Here is a 23,503-nt window from a genome sequence, read left to right as displayed (position 1 = left end):
GGAAGAAACCGGGCGGCAGATACCGCACGTTCTATTTTCACAAAAAACCACCATCGAGTTCAAGAAGAAACTTCGGATTCATCTTCCTTAACATTCAAATAGTCCTTCAGCCTGCTCGGTGCTTCAGAGTCGTGGATCCCGTTATCGCTGACTCGTTCCGCGGGACGGACATTGTCAACCGGCAATTCGACGGTAATGACCGTCCCTTCGCCTTCGGCACTGCGAACATTGATCGTACCATTGTGGTCTCGGATTATCTGGTAAACGATCGAAAGGCCGAGTCCAGTGCCCCCGGTTGTCGAATTCGAAAACGGTTCGAAAAGCTGCTCGACCTGTTCGGGCGACATGCCGGCCCCAGTATCTTTAAAGAATATTCTCACGCGATTGTTCGGTACTGCAGCAAGTTTGACGGTCAGCGAACCACCATTCGGCATCGCGTTTATCGCATTTCGGGCGAGGTTCCAGAATATCTGTTTGAGCTGCGTGACATCGGCTGAGATCGTCACAGCCGATTCAGGCACTTCGATCTTTAGAAGATGTTTCTCACTCACGTCCGGACTGTGGCGGAGCAATTTGATGGTGTCTCGGATCGCTTCGCAGACATCCGTCTCCGAATAATTGCCGGCCTTGGGGCGAGCGTAGTTCAAAAAGTTTGTGATTATGCTGTTCAGCCGGTCCGATTCGCGAAGGATTATGCCCATCAGATCAGCCTGCACCGAATCTGGCGGCGTATTCGACTCCAAAACCTGTATCGCACCACGCATCGCTCCGAGAGGATTTCTGATCTCGTGGGCAAGGCCGGCACCGACGCGCCCGACCGCCGCGAGCCTGTCTTTACGACGCACGCTTTCCTCCATCGAGCGTATTTCGGTAAGATCCTGAAAAGTGATGATGAGCCCGCTCGCCTCGTTCTCTTCGGAGTACAATTGGGCGATACCGTACCCGATCCTGACCGCGAAGCCTTCAGGGGTGACCAGATCGGCCTCGAACCGGGGCTGCTGTTCGCCCATCGCGTCGGCCGCAACAGAGATCTTTATCGATTCGTTAAGATCGCCAAACACCGGGAAGATCGAACGTCCGACGAGGTCTTCGGCTCGATAGCCCGTGATCTCGGTCGCAGCGGCATTGACCGTATAAACGTTGCCTTCAAGATCGGTCGTAATGAGCCCGGATCGGATAGATTCGATTATCCGCTCGTGCAAAGCCCGCAGATTTGCAAGGCTCTTGGCAGTCTCTTTCAATTGTTCGCCAGACGATCGTCGGTCGGAGAGCCGCGCTGCCAATAATCCGACAACAAGAAATGCGACCACGTGAAAGCTAACTATCTGTGCGGTCTTTGCAATGCTCTGCTCAGGGCCGCTCGATTCGATCAGGCCAAAAGCCGAAAGGACCGGAAGCAAGGTGAATACGACGACCGAGATAAACGCCATCCCGAGTGTCGAACGGGGGTTGAGAAACAAACTGGACACGCTTATCAGAACAATATAAAGCGTGATATAGGGCGACGATATGTCGCCTGTCAAACGGACAAGCCATGTGATCAGAATCGCGTCGACAATGAACTGCATTCGCACCTGAAACGACAGCCATTTGCCCGTATGAAGAAAAAGGAAATATGCCGCCGTTAGGCTAAGCGAAACGATAAAGACGTAAAAAGGGCCGCGCGGAAAATCGGCAAATGCGACGCTGACGGTTCCGCCGTACCAGGCCCAGCTGGTGATCAAAAGGAGGAATATCGCGATCAGGCGTCCGATGATCAGGGTCTGAATATTTCGGATCTGTTGGAAATTGGCGGGCGGACCGTTTTCGTCTAGACTGAGCATTGTTGGCACTACCGCTTTGGCCGGTTACCGGCAAGCGACGAAAAACCCAATTGTATTAAAGTGCGGTTGTCAACGAACAGGCAATGGCCGGCGTTGAACTTTTGAAATGGCAATTGCCCCAAGGTCGGGAGCTGACCAATGGCCGGCCCTTTACTTCAGATAAGGTATCATTAAGTGGCTGCCATATCATAGTGTCATTTCAAACGACATCGGCTTCGATCGAAAAGATCGTATCTTGTAAACGGAAGATCCCGCGTAAACGATCATGCAAATGACCTCCGAGAGAAAACTCCCGTTGATCCTGACCTTTGTGTTTCTGATGCTCGCCGTCATCGGACTTCTCTTCTATCAGAGCACCGTTTCGCTGCAAGAAGCAATTGCTTGGGAAAAACACGCACAGGACGTGACCCTTAAGCTCGAAAATACGATGACGCTGACGCTTGACGCCGAGGCCGAAATGCGCGGCTTCATCATCACGGGAAATACGACCTATCTCGAACAATTTGAGCGAAGCAAAACGGCCGTATTTGCGAACCTGAGTGAAATACGAGCTTTGGTCTCAGCGTCGCGGGCCCAACTCGAGGAGCTCGCCAATCTCGAGTCCTCATTAGGCCGCTTCTGGGACGTAGCGTTTCAAAAGATCGAGCGCAGAAAACAGGGTGGTTTCGACGCCGGCCTCAACGAACTGTCGATGCAGGAAACAAAAGCCGCGGCAGATCAGGCGCGGGCGTCGATCGAACGTATGAAATCGGCCGAGGCATTCGTCCTGCAGGCCCGAAACAACCGGTTCAGCCAGAACCTGAATTGGGCGATCCGGATCCTGATAATTGCGACAGTTGCCGGAGTACTTGCCCTCGTAGCGGCGAACTTTCTGGTTTGGCGCGAAGGAAAGCGGCGGTCAGCGGCCGAGAGAGCGTTGATCGAATCGAATAAAGAACTCGAATCGCGAATTGCCGAACGGACGGTCGAACTGAGCACGGCGAACGCAAGCCTTCAGGCCGTTGCGGCTGAGCGCGAAAGCCTTTTAATGAATGAACAGGCGGCAAGGCGCGAGGCCGAGATAGCCAATCGGCTCAGAGACGAATTTATGGCGACCGTGTCGCACGAACTCCGGACGCCGCTCAACTCGATCCTCGGGTGGGCTAGGCTTATGAAAAACGGTACGCTAAGCGAAGAGCAGTCGGTAAAGGCCGTTCGGACGATAATAAAAAACTCGGAAACGCAGAATCGGCTGATCGAGGATCTGCTGGATGTTGCTCGGATAATCTCAGGCAAGCTCGAACTTGACCTCAGGCCGATAAAGATCGCCGACGCGGTCCGAGACGCGATCGAGATCGTTCGGCCGGATTCGACTGAAAAGAATATTTCGATAAATTGTACGGTCGAGCCCGATTGCCTTGACGTTGAGGTTCTCGGGGATGCAAACCGTCTCGGACAGGTCTTCTCGAACCTTCTGACAAACGCGATAAAGTTCTCCTCGGAAAATGGCATGGTCGACGTAACCGTCTCGCGAGGCGGCGATAAGGTGGACGTGACCGTCAAAGACACCGGCGTCGGGATCAGCCAGGCTTTCTTGCCGATGGTATTCGAGCGATTTCGTCAGGACGTCGGAACGGATTCGAACAAAAGCGGGCTCGGGCTCGGGCTTGCGATCGTTCGAAATCTGGTGGAGCTCCATGGCGGCACCGCCCGGGCATCAAGCGACGGCGAAAACGAAGGAGCTACATTCATGGTGAGCTTGCCGGTCATAATCAAATAGCTCGATGGCCGGGCTAGCCCAGGATCTGTTCGACGGCATCGAGAAGATCGTCGGCCACGATATCGGGTTCGACGGACGGATCATCGAGCGAACTCAACCCGTAACCGGTCTTGACCAATGCTGTCTTAAGCCCGGCGTTCTTCCCCGTCTCGACATCCAATCGCTTGTCGCCTATCATCCACGAATTTTCAAGATCGATCGCCCTTCCCGCCAAAGCCGACTCGATCATCCCGGTCGAAGGCTTACGGCAAAAACATCCCTCATCCGGCAAATGTGGACAGAAATGAAACTCATCGATGATGCTCGAAAGATCTGCCTGCATGACCCGGTGAATCTCATGCATCGCTTCTTCAGTATAGATACCCCGCCCGATGCCTGACTGATTTGTGACGACGATGAGCGAAAAACCCGCTTCTTTAAGGCGGGTCAGCGCAATTTTCGAAAACGGAAAGATCCGCAGATCCTCGACGCGCGACAAGAAATTCACCTCTTCCACGAGCGTCCCGTCGCGATCCAAAAAAACGGCCTTCTGCTTTCTCGATTTCATAGTTTCAATCAACATCTGCCGCTTCGGCCCGGCCGAGCAGATCGCACAAAGCGGTAAAAACTCGTTCCGGCGCGATCCGTGTCATACATCGATGATCGATCGGACAATCCCGAAGCATACACGGTGAACATTCCACAGGTTCCCGGACGACAACTGATTCCGGTGAGAATGGCCGCGTCGTTTCATGATTTGTTGGCCCGAAGATAACGATCGTTCTTGTACCTACGGCGGCCGCAATGTGCGCGAGGCCCATGTCGTTGGCGACGAAAGCGTCCGCCAGCGAGAGTATCGCGGTCACGTCGGCAAGGTCGGTCTTTCCGATCAGCGAGACAGGAGCAGTACGCGCAGCCGCGGACACAGCTGCTCCTACGATCTCTTCACTTTTGGACCCAAGCAAGACGATGTCGGAGCCAAGCTCCCGGCCGACATGATCGATAAATCGGCCGAAGTTAGCAGACGGCCATCGTTTCGCTCTCGAATTCGCCGAACCCGGCCCGATGGCAATCAAAGGCCGCTGACCATCGATGCCGTGGAACTTTAAGATGTCGCGGGCCGCGGCGACCCGCGCGTCGGAGACTTCGAGTTTGACGGCTGCTTTCGAATCGTCGACCGTCTGAGTGCCGAGCATCCGCCATTCGACCTCGCGAACGATCTCGAGGTAGTAAAAAACCTCATGGCGCGAATCTTTCCATTCAGGGACACCGATCGGATCGGTCATAAGAAACCGACGACCTTCGCGCGAATATCCAAATCGCCGCGGGATCCTTGCTAGTTTGACAATCGCCGCCGACCGATATGAGTTGGGGAGGATGACTGCAAGGTCAAATCCGCGGCTCCGCAACATCTTTGCCTGACGGAACATCGATCGGAAATCCGAATCCCCGTCATCGAACGTTATCAGTTCATCAAGAAACCGGGCATCGCGGAATATCCCTTCGGCCCAAGGACGAGTATGCAGGGCGATATGTGCCTCCGGGAACAACCGCCGCAATTCACGCAGTGCGCCGATCGACATTACCGCATCGCCGATCCAATTTGTTCCGCGGACGAGGATCTTCATTCAATACATCCTTGGTCGAGTCCCTGACCTGCACTTTCACGGACCAAATAACGTTCGCAGGCCGTCGTCGAGAGAGATCGAGGGTTTCCAATCCAGTTCCTGTGTAACACGACCGATGTCAGAGACATAATTTACAGGAGCCGGCACAGGCAGAGGATTCGCTTGATCCACAATGGCTTGTAAACCCGACTGTCCTTCGAGTTTGCGGACGAGTTCGGTGAGCGACAATGCGTTCGCCCGGCCGCCGCCGAGGTTGTACAGTCCGTGGCGGATGACCGACTCGGTGAACGCTCGGCACGCTGCAGCGAGATCATCGACGTGCAGCAGATCCCGGACAGGCGAACCGCCGCCGGGAAGACGGATCGGTATTCCACGGTTGATCTTATCGGCGAATGATCCAGGAAAACCCGGATTATTGCCTTCGGACGGCGGCGCATATATCGTCGACAGACGAAATATACAGGAGCGAAAATTATTTTGATGTGCGAAGAACTCGACGTACCTCTCGGCGATCAGCTTCGACCATTCGAGAGCCGTTTGTCCGGCGTACAGCGTCTCGCACGTTTCCGGAACCTCGCGATACTTGTCCGCAAACCTGCCGTAGACGTCTTTCGTCGAGGCAAATATGAAGACCGAATCTTTCTTCATAACCCGAAGCAGATTTATCGTTCCTTCGACATTTGTCAAAAATACCTCTTCTGCAGCTTCGGGCGATTTATCCAGATGGGCGGCGAGGTGGATGACCACATCGTATTCCGAAGCGATATGTACGTCCTGCAGGTTCAACACGTCAAGATCTGAGCGACGCGAGAGGTCGTCGGCCTCGAAATATCGCTTTATATGGGTGCCGAGATAGCCGCTGCCGCCGGTTACGAGGATCTTCATTCGGTAAAATTGCTAGACACGCTACTGTTAAACCTTTAGAATTTTACAGGGCAACCGCCTAAATCCGAAACCGCACTAACTCTTCTCAGGCCCATCTGAAATGCAGGACCCGTTTTACAAAAGGACAACGCGATCAAAGCGACCGCCTCGCGGCTGGATCAAAGCAAATCGCGTGACTGCCTATAAAGCGCCGCCACGATCATGGTATCGTCGCCTCCTGGGCCGCATTTTCAACCGATGGACGTTATCGATCGCAGCTTTTCTGGCCCTCGGGATCTTCCTGACCCTGACCTATTTTTGGTTCTTGTTTTCCGACCGGATCGATCAGCGATTGCTCGGCGGAGACGTCTTCACGCCGACCGCAGGTATCTATTCAGCGCCGAAATTACTCAGAAACGGCGAAATGCTGACGCCGCAGCAATTGACCGATTATCTGCGATCGGCTGGATACATCGAAAAGCATAACCGAGCCGATCCATCGCGTAGCCGGTATTCGATCGATAATGGCAATGTCCTGATCGAACCGGGAACGATCGCAGTGATCGACGGTGAAAAGGCATTTCCTAGCGTGTCCGTCACATTCGCAAAAGATGGCAGATCCGTTGCGAAGATCGTTGAACTAGGTGCGGGCGTTGAACAGAGATCGGTCCGCCTCGAGCCGAAAATGCTTAGCACTATCGCTGCCGAAGGCGACGGCCGACGCCGAACCGTTAAATTTGCCGATCTCCCGGCGCATCTTATCAAGGCGATAACGGTCACCGAGGATCGAGCCTTTTTTGATCATTACGGCGTGAATTTTCGAGGTATCGCTCGCGCGCTTTGGCGGCGATATGAAGGAGACACCGATTCGCCGATCGCGAACCAGGGTGGATCGTCGATAACCCAGCAACTTGTCAAAAATCTTCTTCTAAGCAACGAACAGACGATCGAACGCAAGGTCACCGAGGCCTTTATGTCGGTGATACTCGAAACCCGGCTAACCAAGGAGGAGATCTTTACACTTTATGCGAACCAGATCTACCTCGGCCAGCAGACGGGGGTTTCGATATATGGCGTGGGAGAAGCAGCCGATGCCTATTTTGGTAAGGACGTCTCGCAATTGACGCTACCTGAGGCTGCATTTATCGCCGGTATCCTGCGAAGCCCGAACAGATATAATCCGTACAAAAATGTCGAACGGGTAGAGGAACGCCGGAATCAGGTTCTTCAGTCTATGTTGGAAGCCGGCGAAATAAGCGAACAGCAATTTTCGACAGCGCGGGCGACAAAACTCGAATTGAAACAGATCTCCAGCCGCAAGGACCTGCAGGGCATGCCCTACTTTTCTCAGCACGTGATCGATGAACTTCCGAAACTCATCAGCGACCCTGAGGCGTTGCAGCATCTGCGTGTCTATACCTCGATCGACCCCGACCTGCAGCGGATCGCCTATGAGATCGTCGCATCGCGTCTCGATAAGCTTGAAAAGCTCTTCAGGAAAAAGGAGCCGGGAAATCTCAATGCTGCGTTGGTATCGATCCGACCAAAAACTGGAGAGATCGTCGCAATGGTCGGCGGGCGCGACTATCTTCAGAATCAGTTCAATCGTGCAACCAGCGCATTGCGGCAGCCCGGATCGGTTTTTAAGCCCTTCGTTTATGCCGCGGCCATCAATTCCGCATATGAGCCTGCGTCGCGGGTTTTTACCGCCGCAACGGTGATAAAGGACGAAAAGAAGATATTCACTTTCAACCAGGATACATACGCTCCCAACAACTACGGTGACTATTTTTCAAATCAGGACATCACGCTGCGCGACGCGCTGGTCAAAAGCAAGAATACGGTGACCGTAGACATCGGAATGCAGGTGAACATCGGCCGAATCATGAATCTGGCCGCGCGCGCCGGTATGCCCAAGGTCGAGCGGGCCTATCCGTCGATGGCTTTGGGAACCGCGGAAGCGACCCCGCTGCAGGTCGCAGCTGCGTATACGATGTTCGCAAATCTGGGAGAAGCGGTCGTGCCGATGCCGATCACGAAGATCGCATCAGGTGACGGTTCGACCCGCGTTGCTCCGCCGGTAGACAAAAAGAGCGTAATACGACCGGATGTTGCCTACATAATGAACGACATCATGAAGGATGTCGTTAATCGCGGCACTGCGGCTCAAGTGCAAGGTTGGGGAATGCGAAACACTCCGGGCAAAGCCGCGATCGCCGGGAAGACCGGCACCTCGCGTGATGGTTGGTTCGCCGGCTTTACACCGGAACTTGTGACAGTCGTTTACGTTGGCTTTGACAATAATGACGACCTGGGGATGAAAGGGTCTGATTCGGCGATGCCGATCTGGGCCGATTTTATGAAAGCCGCCCTCGAGATACATCCCGAATGGAACGGCGATTGGGTCATGCCGCCTGGTGTGCGCAAAGCCGAGATCGACATTCGCGATGGCACACTCATTCGCGAACTGGACGGGCTTGAGGCCGCTTCTGTCACGCCTACGCCTACACCGACCCAGACACCAAAGAATGCAAATTCCGTCGAAGATGATCCGGCATGGGCGGTCGAAACCGAACCTGAGAAAATAGAGATATTTGTGACCGATGTGCCGGCCGAATTCCGAAGGCTCGAATTATTTATAAGCGGAACGATCCCAGGCCGCAAGCTCTTGGAAATCGAAGATATCGAACCTGAGCTCGGCCCGGAAGGGAACAGCGCACCGACACCTACGCCATTGACCGGAACGTGGCAGGATAAGGCCGAGCCGGCTGACGATCCGTCAAAGGCCCGAGTCGCGCCGTCAAACGGGCTGGCAAGCGTAAGCGTAACCGTCTGTCCCGTCACCGGGATGCGTGCGACCTCGAGATGTCCAGCCCGCGAATCCCGAAGTTTTCGCGCAGGTTCTGAGCCAAACGAGTTTTGTGCGTTCCACAAATAGCTGATGGCGATCTCAGGGCTTCGGATCAAGGCCGAGCGAGACAACGGCGTCGTGCTTCCATCTTCCCTGTATGATGCAGAAGAAACTCCCGTTCGGTGCGTACACTAGGCCCGATGATTCGCCGATCTCGTCTGTCCCGAGATCGCGGACCTGTTCAGGCTCTCCGCCGGCGACCGGTTGACGCCACACCACGCTCTGACCGCTCAGCGAATTTGTCAGAATGTAGATGAGGCTCTTACCATCGGGATCCCAATCGAGGTCGGAAACCCTGCTTTCGTCAGACGTCAGGGCGAATCTGCGAATCGGCTTTTTGGTCGCAAGCTCGACAATATTAAGAGACCGGTCGGCGGCATCGGTGACCGGGAACGCGGCAAATCTGCCATCAGGTGAAATGGTGAAGCGTCCCGAACGTACATCGATCACGGGTTCCTCTTTAATGCCGGCGACGTGCGCACGCCAGAGAGAGCGCGTGCGGCCATGGTGAAAATAGACCCATTCGCCGTCGTCCGACGCAAAAACGGGGAACCCGCTTTCGTTGTCGGTGATCTTGACCAGGCCGCTTCCGTCGGAGTTGATTCGCCATACGTGCGATTCGCCCGAACGATTTGAAGAAAAGTAGACAGTGCGGCCGTTATGGCTGACGATCGGCCGAAAATCATCTGCTTTGTCGCTGGTCAGTTGCTTCAATGCAGTGCCGTCAGGCTGGATCGTCCAAATCTCGTTGTTCCCGCTCATTCCGGACGAAAAGTAGATCGTCCCATTGTTCGCGATCGCCATCGAGGTGGCGTCGGCCAGTACCTTCGGACCGATGTCGGTTTTGGAAGGGTCGAAGAGCCTGATCTGAAAATCGTACTTTGTTTGGGTGGCTGCGATCGCGTTACCCGATCTATCGACGCTCACTGACGAAAAGTTCTCTCTAATGTCGGTCATCGGCTGGACGTCGCCCGTCGAATTGTCGATACGCCATATGCGAAAGTTCGTTACGGGTACGCGTGAAGCCGAGATCAGATATCCGTTCTGGCCGGCAAGCCAGACGACCTTGCGGATATTAAAGAACTTCTCTTCGGTTGCGATCCGTTCGGTTCCAGTTCGGATGTCTACCTCAACGAGGCCAAAATCATTCGAGTTTGTATTGGATTGCCCGGCTGCGAAAACCACCTTTTCGCCGTCCGGTGAAATAGCGTTGTCACTTATCCTGATCGGCCGTGGCCGCGATGTCAGCATCCGCTGATCATTGCCTTCACTGTCTGCGACCCAGATCGCGCAATAGTTCGAGTCCTCGTAAAGGCACCTAACGAAAGATATCGTGTCGCCTTTAGGTGAAACGCTTATCCAGCCTTGTGTTCCCTCCACTATTTTCTTTGGAATGCCGCCAAAGATCGACACTCGGTAAATATCGAGCTGCGGTCCATCGGACAATGGAAATCTGGTGAAATATATGAAATTCCCGTCAGGCGAAAATGCCAGTCCACCGTATCGATACTCTGACGGCGGAATAATCTCGACGTTGTTTTCAGAACCGAGTTGCCTCAACCAGATGCTCTGCCTGCCGCCGCTGCCGTTGACATAGATCACATTCTTTCCGTCCGGGGACAGCAATACATGGCTGGTCGTTCCATTTGTTGAGATGGCAGACCACCCAAATCGATCATTTTGCGGAAATGCGTCGACTTGAGCGGATCTTTCGTTCGCGTACCAGATCCCGAGCAAAGCGGCAATAACGATCAAAAGCAAAACTGACCGGAAGACGATGACCGGGAACGAAAGCGTTCGCGGTTTGAGCTCAGATTTACCGGTTTCGGCCAATTCTGCCGATGCATCGTCGGGTTCTTTGGTCAACGGTTCGGTTTCAATTACTGTGACAGCAGCAATAAAGCGATATCCCCGACGGGAAATTGTCTCGATGTATCTCGGTTCGCGGGCATCATCGTCGAGCGCGATCCGGATCAGACGAATAGTAAAAGAAAGATTGCCGTCTTCGACAAAACTATCGCGCCAGACAGCCTCCATTATGGTGTCTTTTTCGAGCGTCGTGCCTGCATTCTCAAGTAGGAACGCAAGCAGTTGATACGACTTTGGTGTGATGGAAACAGGTTTTCCGTTGCGCATCAACATACGCTCGACGGTATCAAGGTAAAACTCGCCGAACTCGAAGCCCTTTGTTATGTGCGACATACAAGTCTCAAATCGCTTTCTAATCAAACTCTAAGCAAGTTCACAAGACTTGATTCGAGCAGCGAACGTACATTGAGTGCGAATCAGGGATTGCCCTGAATGGTAACACATTATGCCATCCGACCAATTGTTAATCGGATTCCGCGAGAAATACCGGTTCGTCAAAACGATCATAGCCTCTGAAGTGGCGATATTAAGTATCGTGGCCTGTTCGGGCGCCGAAAATGCCCCGAGCGTGAAATTCGTCGAGAGGTCGAAAGTATTCGGGGCAAACTCGGGCTCGGTATCGGCAGACCCTCTCAGGTTGATCGTCGAGATCGACGAATCTGGTCGATTGACACTGAATAGGATCGAAGTCGGCAACATTAACGATCCAAACTCGGTCACAAATGAACTCAGACTTATATTCGGTGACCGCGCATTGTCCAGGGTCGAAACCAGGGAGGTAATAGTTGCAACCAAAGGTTGGATAGATCACGACCTACTCGAAAAACTGATCGATCGGCTTCGAAAATCTAATGCGGGCCCGATCGTGATCGTAAACAGCATGAATTAGCCGAATAAGAACGGTCGCGGCGTTGACAATCGATTAGACCGTGTAAAGGAGAAAGAATGAGATCAGCCAAAACACTAGCTTTGATGTCGATCGTTGCGGTCGCAGCCCTATCGATAACCGCCCAGTTCCCAGCAAAGATCCCAAAGATACCAAAGTTAGAAAAACCGAAGCCAGAACAAACAGGAACGGAGAGTAGTAAGCCGGACGGCAATCCTTCCACATCGCCATCTGCTTCAAAGAGCTCTACTTATTCCGAACCTAGCCGAAAAAGCCAATACGACTTTGTCAGGCCGACCGAGAAAATCCTGCTCGTACACGATTCCATCTATATTCAGGCGTTTACTCATGCCTCGTACTGGAAGACCCCAAACCAAAAACAGTCAAGCTGGGTGCCGACCGTTCGTTTCACGGTCTTCTATGACTGGAAAGCGGAACTCCCTTTTGTTGCTGAGTACTTCAATCCGGATGGCACATTATGGTTCAGCGAGCCGTTGGAACTTGGGCGTCCCGCGGCTGACCGAACGGTCATGTCAAAGAGCAGCCGAGATGTGACATACAAAATGCGCGATACGAAAGCGAGTATTGCGACCGGCCTTTTTGGCATAAAGATCACGAACAGCGCCACGGGCGAAGTGGTATTTCAAGGCAAGTTCAAAGTTGGGAAATTTCCGATCCAATTCAGTCGCGAGACGAGGAATGAATATTTCGTCGATCACGATTGGCTGATGCCGATCGGCGATGTGTCTTTTCATTTCAGCAATTTCAGCGGCCAAGATCTTGGCTTCAATTTTCCTGTTCAGGTAGGAATGTGGTTCAAGAAATCGCTGGGCTCGACCGATCACGGACTAGAAGGGCGTTTGTTCTACAAGGGACAGCAGATCGCGACCACTAAACCAAACGAACGTGAGGACCGGGCGAGCGAGTTTGCCGTGAATTCGCCCGACCTGCATCACTGGCGGCGTTGGGAGTTTCAGTGGAGCGACAAAAGCGACCGAGAGATCAACGTCGATAACGGCGGAAGCTATCACCGCGACAACATGCCGAAGAGCTTTTTCATCGACAAAAATCCGGGCGAATACACGGTCAAGGTATTTCACAACGGTGTTCCTGTGCGTGAGGCGAAATTCACCGTTGGTGCAGACGGCAAGGTCGTCGATGGCGGATATCAAAAGCCCGGCTATCTCACCTATCACAAGGTGCTCATTCCGGTCACGATAATCGGCAATTCCGAAAAATGGAACACCGCTGCCTGGAAAACAGAGGCATTCTACGGAAATCTTATGAAAGGGTTCCTAGTGCCGTAGTTAATACTCCCAAAACCGGAGAAAACAAGACCGCCGAGCGTCTCAGGCTAGCCAAAGGGAGAAAAACAATGTCGAATGAGAGCCCGATAACAAGATCAATATGGCCCTTACTTTGCCAGAATCCAAAATTGTTTGGACATGCGGTCTGTGGTCCGGTCAGCGCCGACGCACAGAAGACTCTGGAGACCCTGCAAGAAGAGCTCGACAATCTGGATACCGCATTTCAGGTGGTCGAATCCGTAACGGAGTTTACCGATCACTACTCCAAAATCGAGGAACTGCGCGGAAAGATCGGTCAGATCAAGGACGGGATCTCAAAACTGGATACATACGCAAGTGTTTATCGCGATGCCAGTTCTTTGATCAAGGCGATCAGGCAAATTCAAAGCATCGGGCCAGATCCCGATCCGGTACAAGCAGCGAGGGCGTGGGGAGCGGCTATGACGAGTCTCGGCAAACTTGTAGAAAAACTCCCGCCGCCGGCTGATGCGGTCGGCTCGATCATTGCCGAAATGGGACATATATTCCACAAAGTCGTCGCGAATATGCAGCCCGGAGTTCAGTTCAAGGAAACCCAGCTTCGACAAGAGATCGGGTTCGATGACCGATTGTGATCAGATTTTGAAAGAGTGCGACGGCCTTCTGTTGTGCCGAGTTAGGAGTGCGCGGATCTTGCCAAAAGGTACAACGGAAACCGGATACTCATCGGTAATCCAATAGGGCGGAGACATGATGTTTATCCTTAACCTTCGATTCGGCGACGCCGACAAAGCGGAGTCTGCAGAGATCACGGCCGATTTGATCGAAACGGGCTTTCTTGAGGACGACATGTCGATCGCACGCAGATCTCGCAAGGGCGATCAATGATCAACTGCTGCCATCATATAGGAGAATCGCAATGACCAATTTACACAAAGTCGTGTTTCGAACCTCAATTGCCCTGCTAGTTGGTGTGGGCGTTCTCTCAACCTTTGTTCTAACCAACCGGCCGGCCTTACTGTCAGCACCAGGTCCGACCGCGAATCGTGAATTGAGAACTAAGATCTACTTTGAGCAGAACCGCGGGCAGGTGGACGAGCGAGTTAAGTTTATCTCGCGTGGTGCGAAACACACGATGTTTCTTGCGGCGACCGAGGCTGTATATGTTGTTCCAATGCCTGCAGACGCTGGGGAAAATTGGAGAAGTGGGGGCCGGGAGAGGATGTCGCCAGACGAGATGGCGACGTTGCGGCATGATGTTCCAGGATCTCAACATCTTGCGTTCGCTCTTCGATTGCAGTTCGTTGGTGCAGATCCGACGGCAGAGATCTCGGGCGACGGAGAGGTTGCGACGCGGGCGAACTATTTTCGCGGGAACGATCCGTCGCGTTGGCTGACGGACGTGCCGGCATATTCGCGGGTTCGTTATGAGGATGTCTATAGAGATATCGATCTCGAGTTTTACGGCAACAGTGAAAACAACAACCAATACGATCTTATCGTCGGGCCAAACGGAGACCCGTCGCAGATCGAACTGGATTATGCCGGAGCCGAGTCGATCAATATTGACGCCGAAAGCGGCGAACTGCTGATAAATACCGCCGCCGGAACGATCAAGCAATCGAGCCCGTTCAGCTATCAGCAAATAAACGGCGCCAAGCACGCCATCGTCAGCAACTACGAGTTAACCGGACGAACAAGCGTCCGTTTCCGCCTCGGCGAATACGACCGCTCAAAACCGCTCGTGATCGACCCCGCACTTAATAATCTTGCGTTTTCGAGTTTCCTCGGCGGCGGCGGTAATGATATCGGCAACGACATCAAGGCCGACGCGGCGGGTAATACATTTGTCGTCGGGACGACCGAGTCCGACATATTCCCAACGACGAGCGGTGCCTTCGATACGACGCACAATGGCAGTAAGGACATTTTTGTGTCCAAAATGGCCGCCGACGGCGGCAGTCTCGTTTATTCGACCTACATCGGCGGAAACGACACCGATGAAGGGAATGCTCTGGCAATCGACACGGCCGGAAGTGTTTTTCTGACCGGGCTTTCCCGCAGCCCAAATTATCCTACCACCGCTGGGGCATACGACACTACATGGTCAAGCGGCCAATTCGATGTCATTGTTACTAAACTGAATGCGAGCGGCAATCAGCTGCTCTACTCGACATATGTTGGCGACACCAACTACGAATTCGGTTCCGATATCGCAATTGATCTTACTGGAAATGCGTACATTACGGGCTATACAAATACTCCATTTCCGACGACCGCGGGAGCATACGATACAATCCCAAACGGCGGTACATATGACGGCTTTGTGACGAAGCTGAATCCCAGCGGCACGGCGTTGGCGTTTTCGACCTTGTTAGGCGGCCAGGCTTCAGAGTTCAGCTACGGGATCGCCATCGATAATGCAGGGAACGCTGTTGTTACCGGCCTTACTCAAAGCGGGCCTGACGGAGGCGGAAACGGGGCATTTCCAACAACCGCAGGAGCTTTTGACACGACCTTCGGCGGCTCGACCGATGCATACGTAACGAAAATAAACTCTCTAGGAAGCGGACTGGTTTTTTCAACCTTTCTCGGCGGTACAGGCAACGAAAGCGGCAACGCCGTCTCCCTCGATCAGATCGGAAATATTTACGTAGCGGGGGATACTGGCAGTTTGGACTTTCCGATTACAAGCAACGCTTACGATCAAACTTACGGTGGCAGCAGCAACCTCGATATTTTTGTTTCGAAGATCGACGCTACCGGTAATTCACTGTTGTACTCGACGTATTTGGGCGATGCCGGGACTGAAAGGGTCAATGATATCACTGTAGACAATACCGGAGCGGCCTTTATTGCCGGCTCGACAGATTCTAGTTTTCCAACGACATCCAACGCCTACGACTCTACGGCAAACGGACAAGTAGATGCGATCGTCACGAAACTGAATCCCGCTGCAAGCGGCTTGAGCTATTCCACCTTTCTCGGCGGAGCTCTTTGGGATATTGCTTATGGCATCGCTCTCGATCCGGCAAACAATGTATATGTGACCGGATTCACAGGAAGCCAGGCGTTTCCGGCTACTGCGAATGCTTTTCAAACCGAATGGGCGGGCAGTAACGATGCCTTTGTGGCCAAATTCGGAAACTACGCTATCACCGGACGTACGGTTGATGTTTCAGGTTCCGCAGTATCCGGAGCGACTATCGCATTGAGCGGTTCGAGTTCTGAGACGAAACTGACGGACGCTGCTGGAAATTTCATTTTTCTCGATGCTTTGCCCAATCGATACTACACCGTATCCGCTTCGCGGGCGGGAACCGTTTTCAATCCATCGCTGTTTAACCTTCCGATCCTAAACGACAACCGCAATCTGATCTTTGTTGCCGGCGGTGCACCGGGCGGCGGGGGAAGCGGCAGCAATCTGTCGTTCGCTGCAAACAGCTTTTCGGCCAATGAGTCGGGCGGAGCAACGGTCGTTCGTGTTTGGCGAGATTCAGGAACGATCACTTCTACGGTCACTGTAAACTACGCTACATCAGATGCAACCGCGAACGCAGGACCCGATTATGTCGCGGCGAGCGGCACACTGACATTCGCCCCGGGCGTGACCGAGAGGACGTTTAGCGTATTTGTCAGGGACGACCTGTTGACCGAAGGCATCGAGGCACTAAATCTCACGCTCAGTAACCCGACCGGCGGAGCCACGCTCGGTACAAGTGCGGCGACTTTGAACATCGACGATAACGGCGAGCCGCAGATACAATCGGGCGGCTATACGCTCGGTATCGTCAGTATTCCCGGCTCGCTAAAAAACAGGCATATTGTTGGGATTGCCGCATCTAACACCGACGGCACGGTGTTCGTTGCTACCGACAATAACTTCATCGAGCCGCCCGCGGGACTAACAAACAACTGCGGCACACAGCCCGTTCAATCGAGCTTCGACCTTTTCAGGATACTTCCGAACGGAAATACGAACCTGCTCGGGAATTACCAGATCCCACACCGTTCGCTTGTTAACCTCGAGCTGAATTCAACCGACGGTTTGCTCTACACAATTGGCACCGACCGCAGAGTCTACGGTATCAATCCGGCGGGCGGACCGGCGATGGTTTTCAATTCGGATGTCGGGTTTGACACCGAACGATACGGGCTAGAGGCAGATGCAAGCGGTAATCTCATTGTCATGCGCTATGGTGCACCAAATAGCTTTTACCGTGTGGCAGCAGGAACCGGTGCAACATTCCTCGGCAGTTTTCCGGACGATTCGGCATCGAATTTTGGTGACCGATTCGGTATCCAGCCGGACGGCGATTATGTCGTATATTCCGACGCACCAGCAGGGCGAACGCCCCGTGAGTTTGAGATCGACACGACGGGACACATAGACGGAACGACGTTCAATTTTAGTTATCTGACTGGATCGAACATGCGCACGCTCGGTTCCAGTTACATTGTCTCAAACGGCGCGGTCAATCCGTTGACCGGCGATGTCTTCTCGTCCGGCGGGAACTGCGCGGCGGGCTCAAGCGTGATCCTCGCGACGGCCGCCGACGGCAATTCATCGTCCGTATCGAGCATCTTCATCAGCGGGATCGGCAATAACTATACTGATGGAATGGATAACTTCAACGCACGAGGTGTGACCGATCTGGATTTCGGGGCTAGGCGTGACGGACTGCCCGGAAAGTGTCTGTATTTTGCTGACGACTACAACGATGTGATCTATTCGGCATGCGGATTTGCCCCGACCGCGGCCAATGTCGCTGTTTCCGGAAGGGTTTTCTCGCCGGATGGATTTGGACTTCGAAATGCGAGCGTCTCTATCACCGATTCTCACGGCAATGTCAGATATGCCCTCACCAGTTCATTCGGCTATTTCCGGTTTGACGAGGTTGCGGCCGGCGAAACGTATGTTGCGTCTGTCACATCCAAGCGATACACATTTACACCTCGAACGGTAACCCCGACAGACGAATTAACAGACTTTGATTTTTTCCCGGAAAAAAACTGACGGAATAGGAATTAACAAGGAGAAAACAAATGAGAAAGTTACTAATTACAAAAGTTGGAATTGCTCTGCTTGCCTTATTGATGATCAACTGCGGATGGAAGCCCGAAGTGACAGCAGTGCCGATGACCGCACCGTGGTCGGCGATGAACTTGCCGGTGAAGGACAACGCCATTGTTTGGAAAAGTGAGTCGAACGAGTTTCGCGCAGTTCATAAGGAAGACAAGAAATCAGTCACGAAAAATTACACCGAGGCACTTAAATCTCAAGGCTGGCAGTTAGGAAAATTTGACCAATCGGGCGACCGCTACTATGTCGATATGAGCAAAGGCACCGAGAAACTCAACCTGGAATTTTATGACTTTAACAACACCGGAGTCGTCATCACCAAGCAATGATTCAGTGAAGTCGTTAGGAATTTGCAGTCCGGATTTCAATTCAAAGATATGCAAACACGAAAAGAGATCGGCTTCGACGAAAGATCGTAATCCGGTACCGCGATCTTGCGACGACCATCGGTCGTGCCGCGTTTCGGGCGAACACGTCAGGCAGGATTATGTAGGCGATGGAAGATATAATGCACATAAATACTGCTCAAGCACCGACTTTTCAACGGCGGCCTACCCGACGGAGGCCTAACATTCAGACACTAAGTACTTACGTGGACAATCGATAGAAGTCGGAACCACTTACCAAATCAAAAGCCGCCCATTTCGAGCGGCTTTTTTTCAATGGTCGGGCCGATACCCCAACTACTGCATTTTTATCCCAAGGCTCTTGACCAAGAATCCGTAGATATCCGCCTGTTCTTCGATCTGTTTCGAGGTCGGTTTACCGGCTCCGTGACCGGCCTTTGTCTCGATCCTAATGAGGATAGGTTTGTCTCCGGCCTGAGCGTCCTGCAGTGCCGCGGCGTACTTAAAGCTGTGAGCAGGGAAGACGCGGTCATCTGTGTCTGCAGTGGTCACCATTGTCGCAGGGTATTTGGTGCCTTTCTTGATGTTATGCAGCGGCGAATAGGCGTAGAGTGCGGCAAACTCTTTCGGGTCCTTGGGGTCGCCGTAATCAGATTTCCAGGCCGCTCCGACAGTGAATTCCGTAAATCGCACCATATCCATAACACCGACCGCCGGAAGGGCAGCTCCAAAAAGGTCGGGACGTTGGTTCAGCACAGCGCCTACAAGAAGACCGCCATTCGAGCCGCCCTGAATCGCAAGTTTCGGCGTGCTGGTGTATTTGTTTGCGATCAAAAACTCAGCTGCGGCGATGAAATCGTCGAAGACGTTCTGCTTCTTGAGCCTCGCTCCGTTCGCCCACCACTCTTTGCCATATTCGGCACCGCCGCGGATGTTCGCAACGGCGTAAATGCCGCCCATTTCCATCCAAACGGCGCGTGATACCGAAAAGCCCGGCGTCTGCGAAATATTGAAACCGCCGTAACCATAAAGTATCGTCGGATTGCTGCCGTCGAGCTTCAGGCCCTTTTTGTGCGTGAGGAACATCGGGACCCTTGTGCCGTCCTTACTTGTAAAGAAGACCTGCTTCACCTCGTAGCCGTCCGGATCGAACTTGACCTTCGCCTGACGGAAAAGCGTGCTTTTGCCGGTTCTCATGTCGTAGTGATAGATCGTTGGCGGGGCATTGTAGCTCGAATAGGTGTAAAACGTCTCGGTCGCATCCTGTTTGCCGCCAAATCCACCTGCCGACCCGATCCCCGGAAGCTCAACGTCGCGGACGTGCTTGCCGGCTTTATCGTAGATCTTGATGTTCGTGTAGGCGTCTTTGAGATAGTTCGTTACGAATTGGTTATTGATCATCTGAACGCCGTTCAGCGTTTCGGCCGCCTGCGGAACGATATCTTTCCAAATACGGGCCCGAGCCAGCACGTTCACGCTTACCAACTTGCCGCGCTCCGCGTCCTTGTCGGTGCGAAAGTAGAAAACAGGCCCGTCGTTGCCGACGAATGACCAGCTATTGTTACGATCGTTAACAAGCGGAACGATCGGCGAATCCGGACGCGACAGATCTTTGAAGTGGATCTCGTTCATTCGCTGCGTGCCTTTAGCAACACTTATAACGAGCCATTTACCGTCTTCGGTAACGCCGCCACCCATGAATAGCTCACCGTCCTCGGGCCTTTCATAGACCAGTGTATCGTCAGACTGCGGTGTCCCGAGCTTGTGAAAATAGATCTTCTGAAACTTATTTGCCGCACGAAGTTCGGCACCTTCTTGAGCGTCAGGGAACCGGCTGTAATAAAAGCCGGAATTATCCTTTAACCACGAAACGCCTCCCTGTCGATTGGGTCTTAGAGTATCGGCAAGATACTCACCGGTTTCGGTGTTCATTATTCGCCACTCGGTGCGATCCGACCCCGACTTTGCGACGCCGTAAGCCCAGAGCTTGCCGTCGTCAGTGAACGATGATCCGCTCAAAGCAGCAGTACCGTCAGTAGAGAGTTTGTTCGGGTCGAAGAAGACCGAACCGGGATCGTCTTTCGACTTCGCACGGTAAAGCACGCTTTGATTCTGAAGACCATCGTTGCGAGAGTAAATGTAAAATCCGTCGGCCACCTTCGACGGAGCTGAGATCCGTTCGTAGTTCCAGATCTCGGTCAGCCGCTCACGGATCTTTGCCCGCTCGGGGATCTTGTCAAGATAGGCTTGGGTGAATTTGACTTGATCCTCGATCCACTTCTGTGTATCGGCAGAACCAGTATCTTCCATCCACCGGTACGGATCTGACACCTTTGTTCCGTGATAATCGTCAACCTGGTCGACTTTTTTTGCTTTTGGGTAACTGTAACCGGTTTGGGCCGGAATCGCGGACGATAAAAACGAAACAAGAACAAGTACGATCAACGTTCGTCTAAACATAAAGCGCGTTTCACCTCATCAATGGATTTCTGATGATTATAGAACGCGCACGCCGCAAAACGAAATTTCGTTCGATGTTTTAGAAAACGGGCAGGCTTTCGTCGGTGTTCATCTCATCGCGCGAGCGGTCTGTCCCGGTCTCGTTGTTTCCGAACGGAAGCCAATTGGGATGTTCGTAGAGCAATTGCTCGGTCTCGTCGCGACCCTTAGGTTTAGCGAGCAGGAAGCCCTGGCCGTAGTCGCAGCCAAGGTTCTGGAGTATCGAAAGCTGGGTTTCAGTCTCGATCCCTTCCGCGACCACTCGCATTTTCAGGTTCTTGGCCAATGAGATTATAGTCTGAAGGATGCCCGAGTTCTCGCCATGTTCGCCGACGTTGTAGACGAACGAACGGTCGATCTTGAGGGTGTCGAACGGCAGCCTGTGGAGGTGGCTGAGAGAAGAGTAGCCGGTTCCAAAATCGTCAATGCTCAGTTGAACGCCTATTTGTTTCAGGCGCTTCAACACATTGATCGTGTGTTCGGCATTCTCCATTGCCGTACTCTCGGTAACTTCAAGCTTCAGGGTCTGAGGACGTATTGCTGAAGCCTCTAGAGCGGCTTCGACGTCGTCGATAAGGTCGTCGTTCGAAAGGTGCTTGCCCGAGATGTTCACGCTCACCATAAGATCTTCGTATTCGGCCGAGATTTTTTGCCATTCCGCAAGTTGCTTCGTCGTCTCGTGGAGGATCCAAACGGTGATCGGCTGAATGAGATCTGCGTTTTCTGCGATCGGTATGAACTTATTCGGCGGGATCATCCCAAATTCGCTGTGATGCCACCGCAAAAGAGCTTCAAACCCGATGAGCCGGCCGTCGCTGAGCGAAATTATCGGCTGATAGTGCATCGAAAGCTCTCCGCGGTCGATCGCATGGCGGAGGTCCATCTCGAACCGTACCCGCTCCAAAAAGCGGTGGCGAAGCTCTCGGGTAAAGACCGCGGGCCCGTCGTTGCGCTCTTTTGCAAAATGCATCGCTATATCGGCATCTCTGAGGATCTCCTCTGGTGTGTCGTATTCCGCGTCACACGGCGCGATGCCGATGTTCACATCGATCGAGATCTTATTGCCGCTGAGCGAAAAAGGCTGGGTAATGCTCTTGTATATCTTTCGCGCGACCTTTTGTGCCTTGCTTGCGGTCGAGAGGTCACGAAGAATGATCGCAAATTCATCTCCGCCAATTCGAGCGACGGTGTCTTCCGGATTTACTATCCTGAGAAATCTCTTTGCTGCGATCGAAAGCACCTTGTCGCCTATTGTGTGGCCGAGCGTATCGTTGATGTTCTTGAAGCTCCTTATATCAAGGAAAAGGACCTGGAAGTTCGCCGAAGGGTCTTCTTTGTATCGGTCGATAAGTTGGCGAAGTATGTCGCCAAGCTGTTTTCGGTTTGCGAGCCCGGTTAGCGAATCATGCAGTGCGGCGTATTGAAAGTCCTTCTCGCTCTTTCTGAGTGCTTCGTTTGCCCGCGCTTCCTTATCGAGCGAAAGCGAAAGTTCGTTGGCATACTTCTCGGCCTCGCGCCGCCTTGCCCGCTCCGTCTCGGCCTTTTGCCTTTCGGCTTCTTCGACATTTGCGATCGCGTCATTGATCTCGGTGATCGATTGCCGGTAATTGATGTATGCGGCGACGATCGCGACAAACGCGATCCCCGCGGTGATCAGATCGCCGAAATTGATGAGTTTGTAAATGAGCCCGGCCAGGCTTGCACCTACGATCTGTGTCATCGAACTCGAGAAACAGTCGCGTACCCACGTCTGCCACAGGCTCGATCCATCCTTCAGCGATTGAAAGATGGCGGCGAGGAACGACGAGATCAGAAACTGCGAAAGAGCAAGGATCCCAAGAATGTAGATCAAATGGCGGGTCTTTGACGGGTCAAGCTGTACGCCCGTGATCATCGGATAGGCGATCCAGATCAAAAATGTACACGACGTATAGACCGAGTTGATCGAAACATTGACCGGGATCATCAAATTGCCAAACTTGAATCCCTGAGAACGCAGGTATAGGCAGCTCGCAAGCATCTCGATCGATGCGAGAACGATCGCTGCCCGGCCGCCATATAGAAGAAATGTCAGGAAGATCGCGGCGTCTGCGAAACTGATCGCAAACTTTGAACGCGGTAAGGTGATGCTCGTTCTCGGTGCAACAAAGATCCCAAAGGCAATGATCAGAAGATATCCGAGGCTGTAGGCCCGGGCAGGCAGAGAGGCAGCTGCGGCCATAAAGCTGGCTGCACCAAGAAAGATGACGGCAGCTTTCGCGTAGCTCGAGATCTTCTCTCTGTTCATAAGTGGGATCGTCCGCGGAGGGCGTGTCGAAAGTCAACGTCTATCGGTGATTGGATCGCAAGGCAGCTGCGCCGAGGCGCAAATCAAAGATTAGCATTTAACAAATGAAAAATCCAGCAAAACTTCTTTAACACTGTATGTTTGCCGCCGCGATCTATTTGTGATCGCGGTCGTGTTGCGAACCGAATTCGAACTCACATCATTAGGCTAGATAAATATCTCGTATAAACAGGCTCGAACGACCAGCGCAAATCGAATTCACCTTTCACATCGCAGTCGAAT

The 23,503-nt window shown here is 53.0% G+C and carries 14 protein-coding genes; 7 read left to right on the top strand and 7 right to left on the bottom strand.

Annotated features, from left to right (window positions below; genetic code table 11):
• Nucleotides 1-59 precede the first annotated feature (59 nt).
• A complete protein-coding gene (locus IPM28_05640; GenBank protein ID MBK9172472.1) occupies nucleotides 60-1,823 on the bottom strand; it encodes a PAS domain S-box protein in 1,764 nt (587 codons plus the stop codon).
• A gap of 271 nt (nucleotides 1,824-2,094) precedes the next feature.
• Here IPM28_05640 and IPM28_05635 point away from each other — a divergent pair, with 271 nt between their 5' ends.
• Entirely contained in the window at nucleotides 2,095-3,582 is a 1,488-nt protein-coding gene (locus IPM28_05635) for a CHASE3 domain-containing protein (protein MBK9172471.1), read from the top strand.
• Between the two features lie 13 nt (nucleotides 3,583-3,595).
• Here the strand turns inward: IPM28_05635 and IPM28_05630 are convergent, their stop codons facing one another.
• From IPM28_05630 to IPM28_05620, 3 genes are read right to left on the bottom strand one after another with little or no spacing between them, the layout of a single operon-like run.
• On the bottom strand, nucleotides 3,596-4,129 hold the full coding sequence (locus IPM28_05630; protein ID MBK9172470.1) for an HAD family hydrolase: 534 nt from the start codon (nucleotides 4,127-4,129) through the stop codon (nucleotides 3,596-3,598).
• A 4-nt stretch (nucleotides 4,130-4,133) separates the two neighbouring features.
• Nucleotides 4,134-5,189: a lipopolysaccharide heptosyltransferase II gene (gene waaF / locus IPM28_05625; GenBank protein MBK9172469.1), complete on the bottom strand. Its 1,056-nt coding sequence runs from the start codon at nucleotides 5,187-5,189 to the stop codon at nucleotides 4,134-4,136.
• Nucleotides 5,190-5,225: 36 nt separating this feature from the next.
• A complete protein-coding gene (locus IPM28_05620) occupies nucleotides 5,226-6,074 on the bottom strand; it encodes an NAD(P)-dependent oxidoreductase (protein MBK9172468.1) in 849 nt (282 codons plus the stop codon).
• Nucleotides 6,075-6,174: 100 nt separating this feature from the next.
• On the opposite strand from IPM28_05620, the gene IPM28_05615 reads away from it, so the two are divergent.
• A complete protein-coding gene (locus IPM28_05615) occupies nucleotides 6,175-8,991 on the top strand; it encodes a PBP1A family penicillin-binding protein (GenBank protein ID MBK9172467.1) in 2,817 nt (938 codons plus the stop codon).
• Between the two features lie 12 nt (nucleotides 8,992-9,003).
• Here the strand turns inward: IPM28_05615 and IPM28_05610 are convergent, their stop codons facing one another.
• A complete protein-coding gene (locus tag IPM28_05610; GenBank protein ID MBK9172466.1) occupies nucleotides 9,004-11,166 on the bottom strand; it encodes a PD40 domain-containing protein in 2,163 nt (720 codons plus the stop codon).
• Nucleotides 11,167-11,278: 112 nt separating this feature from the next.
• Here IPM28_05610 and IPM28_05605 point away from each other — a divergent pair, with 112 nt between their 5' ends.
• The 5 genes from IPM28_05605 to IPM28_05585 all read left to right on the top strand — a co-directional run bounded on the left by IPM28_05605 (nucleotide 11,279) and on the right by IPM28_05585 (nucleotide 18,417).
• Nucleotides 11,279-11,722, top strand: coding sequence for a hypothetical protein (locus tag IPM28_05605; GenBank protein ID MBK9172465.1), 444 nt, complete (start codon nucleotides 11,279-11,281; stop codon nucleotides 11,720-11,722).
• A gap of 56 nt (nucleotides 11,723-11,778) precedes the next feature.
• Nucleotides 11,779-13,026: a hypothetical protein gene (locus IPM28_05600; GenBank protein MBK9172464.1), complete on the top strand. Its 1,248-nt coding sequence runs from the start codon at nucleotides 11,779-11,781 to the stop codon at nucleotides 13,024-13,026.
• Between the two features lie 68 nt (nucleotides 13,027-13,094).
• On the top strand, nucleotides 13,095-13,640 hold the full coding sequence (locus IPM28_05595) for a hypothetical protein (GenBank protein MBK9172463.1): 546 nt from the start codon (nucleotides 13,095-13,097) through the stop codon (nucleotides 13,638-13,640).
• A gap of 284 nt (nucleotides 13,641-13,924) precedes the next feature.
• A complete protein-coding gene (locus tag IPM28_05590) occupies nucleotides 13,925-18,022 on the top strand; it encodes an SBBP repeat-containing protein (GenBank protein MBK9172462.1) in 4,098 nt (1,365 codons plus the stop codon).
• Nucleotides 18,023-18,051: 29 nt separating this feature from the next.
• Nucleotides 18,052-18,417 (top strand): hypothetical protein, encoded by a 366-nt coding sequence (locus tag IPM28_05585; protein MBK9172461.1) that lies wholly within the window; start codon nucleotides 18,052-18,054, stop codon nucleotides 18,415-18,417.
• Nucleotides 18,418-18,771: 354 nt separating this feature from the next.
• Here IPM28_05585 and IPM28_05580 read toward each other — a convergent pair whose 3' ends face one another.
• Both IPM28_05580 and IPM28_05575 read right to left on the bottom strand, forming a co-directional pair.
• On the bottom strand, nucleotides 18,772-20,895 hold the full coding sequence (locus tag IPM28_05580) for a S9 family peptidase (protein ID MBK9172460.1): 2,124 nt from the start codon (nucleotides 20,893-20,895) through the stop codon (nucleotides 18,772-18,774).
• Between the two features lie 79 nt (nucleotides 20,896-20,974).
• Entirely contained in the window at nucleotides 20,975-23,221 is a 2,247-nt protein-coding gene (locus tag IPM28_05575; protein ID MBK9172459.1) for an EAL domain-containing protein, read from the bottom strand.
• Nucleotides 23,222-23,503 lie beyond the last annotated feature (282 nt).

It is taken from the genome of Chloracidobacterium sp. (assembly GCA_016716305.1).
Classification (GTDB): Bacteria; Acidobacteriota; Blastocatellia; order Pyrinomonadales; family Pyrinomonadaceae; genus OLB17.
Note: the sequence above shows the minus strand (reverse complement) of the source record. Positions and strands in the feature narration are given on the sequence as shown.

What these genes read in the sequence shown, in the direction of transcription:
- IPM28_05640 (MBK9172472.1), bottom strand. Translation starts at nt 1,823, where the DNA reads ATGCTCAGTCTAGACGAAAACGGTCCGCCCGCCAATTTCCAACAGATC.
- IPM28_05635 (MBK9172471.1), top strand. Translation starts at nt 2,095, where the DNA reads ATGACCTCCGAGAGAAAACTCCCGTTGATCCTGACCTTTGTGTTTCTG.
- IPM28_05630 (MBK9172470.1), bottom strand. Translation starts at nt 4,129, where the DNA reads ATGAAATCGAGAAAGCAGAAGGCCGTTTTTTTGGATCGCGACGGGACG.
- waaF (MBK9172469.1), bottom strand. Translation starts at nt 5,189, where the DNA reads ATGAAGATCCTCGTCCGCGGAACAAATTGGATCGGCGATGCGGTAATG.
- IPM28_05620 (MBK9172468.1), bottom strand. Translation starts at nt 6,074, where the DNA reads ATGAAGATCCTCGTAACCGGCGGCAGCGGCTATCTCGGCACCCATATA.
- IPM28_05615 (MBK9172467.1), top strand. Translation starts at nt 6,175, where the DNA reads ATGCAGGACCCGTTTTACAAAAGGACAACGCGATCAAAGCGACCGCCT.
- IPM28_05610 (MBK9172466.1), bottom strand. Translation starts at nt 11,166, where the DNA reads ATGTCGCACATAACAAAGGGCTTCGAGTTCGGCGAGTTTTACCTTGAT.
- IPM28_05605 (MBK9172465.1), top strand. Translation starts at nt 11,279, where the DNA reads ATGCCATCCGACCAATTGTTAATCGGATTCCGCGAGAAATACCGGTTC.
- IPM28_05600 (MBK9172464.1), top strand. Translation starts at nt 11,779, where the DNA reads ATGAGATCAGCCAAAACACTAGCTTTGATGTCGATCGTTGCGGTCGCA.
- IPM28_05595 (MBK9172463.1), top strand. Translation starts at nt 13,095, where the DNA reads ATGTCGAATGAGAGCCCGATAACAAGATCAATATGGCCCTTACTTTGC.
- IPM28_05590 (MBK9172462.1), top strand. Translation starts at nt 13,925, where the DNA reads ATGACCAATTTACACAAAGTCGTGTTTCGAACCTCAATTGCCCTGCTA.
- IPM28_05585 (MBK9172461.1), top strand. Translation starts at nt 18,052, where the DNA reads ATGAGAAAGTTACTAATTACAAAAGTTGGAATTGCTCTGCTTGCCTTA.
- IPM28_05580 (MBK9172460.1), bottom strand. Translation starts at nt 20,895, where the DNA reads ATGTTTAGACGAACGTTGATCGTACTTGTTCTTGTTTCGTTTTTATCG.
- IPM28_05575 (MBK9172459.1), bottom strand. Translation starts at nt 23,221, where the DNA reads ATGAACAGAGAGAAGATCTCGAGCTACGCGAAAGCTGCCGTCATCTTT.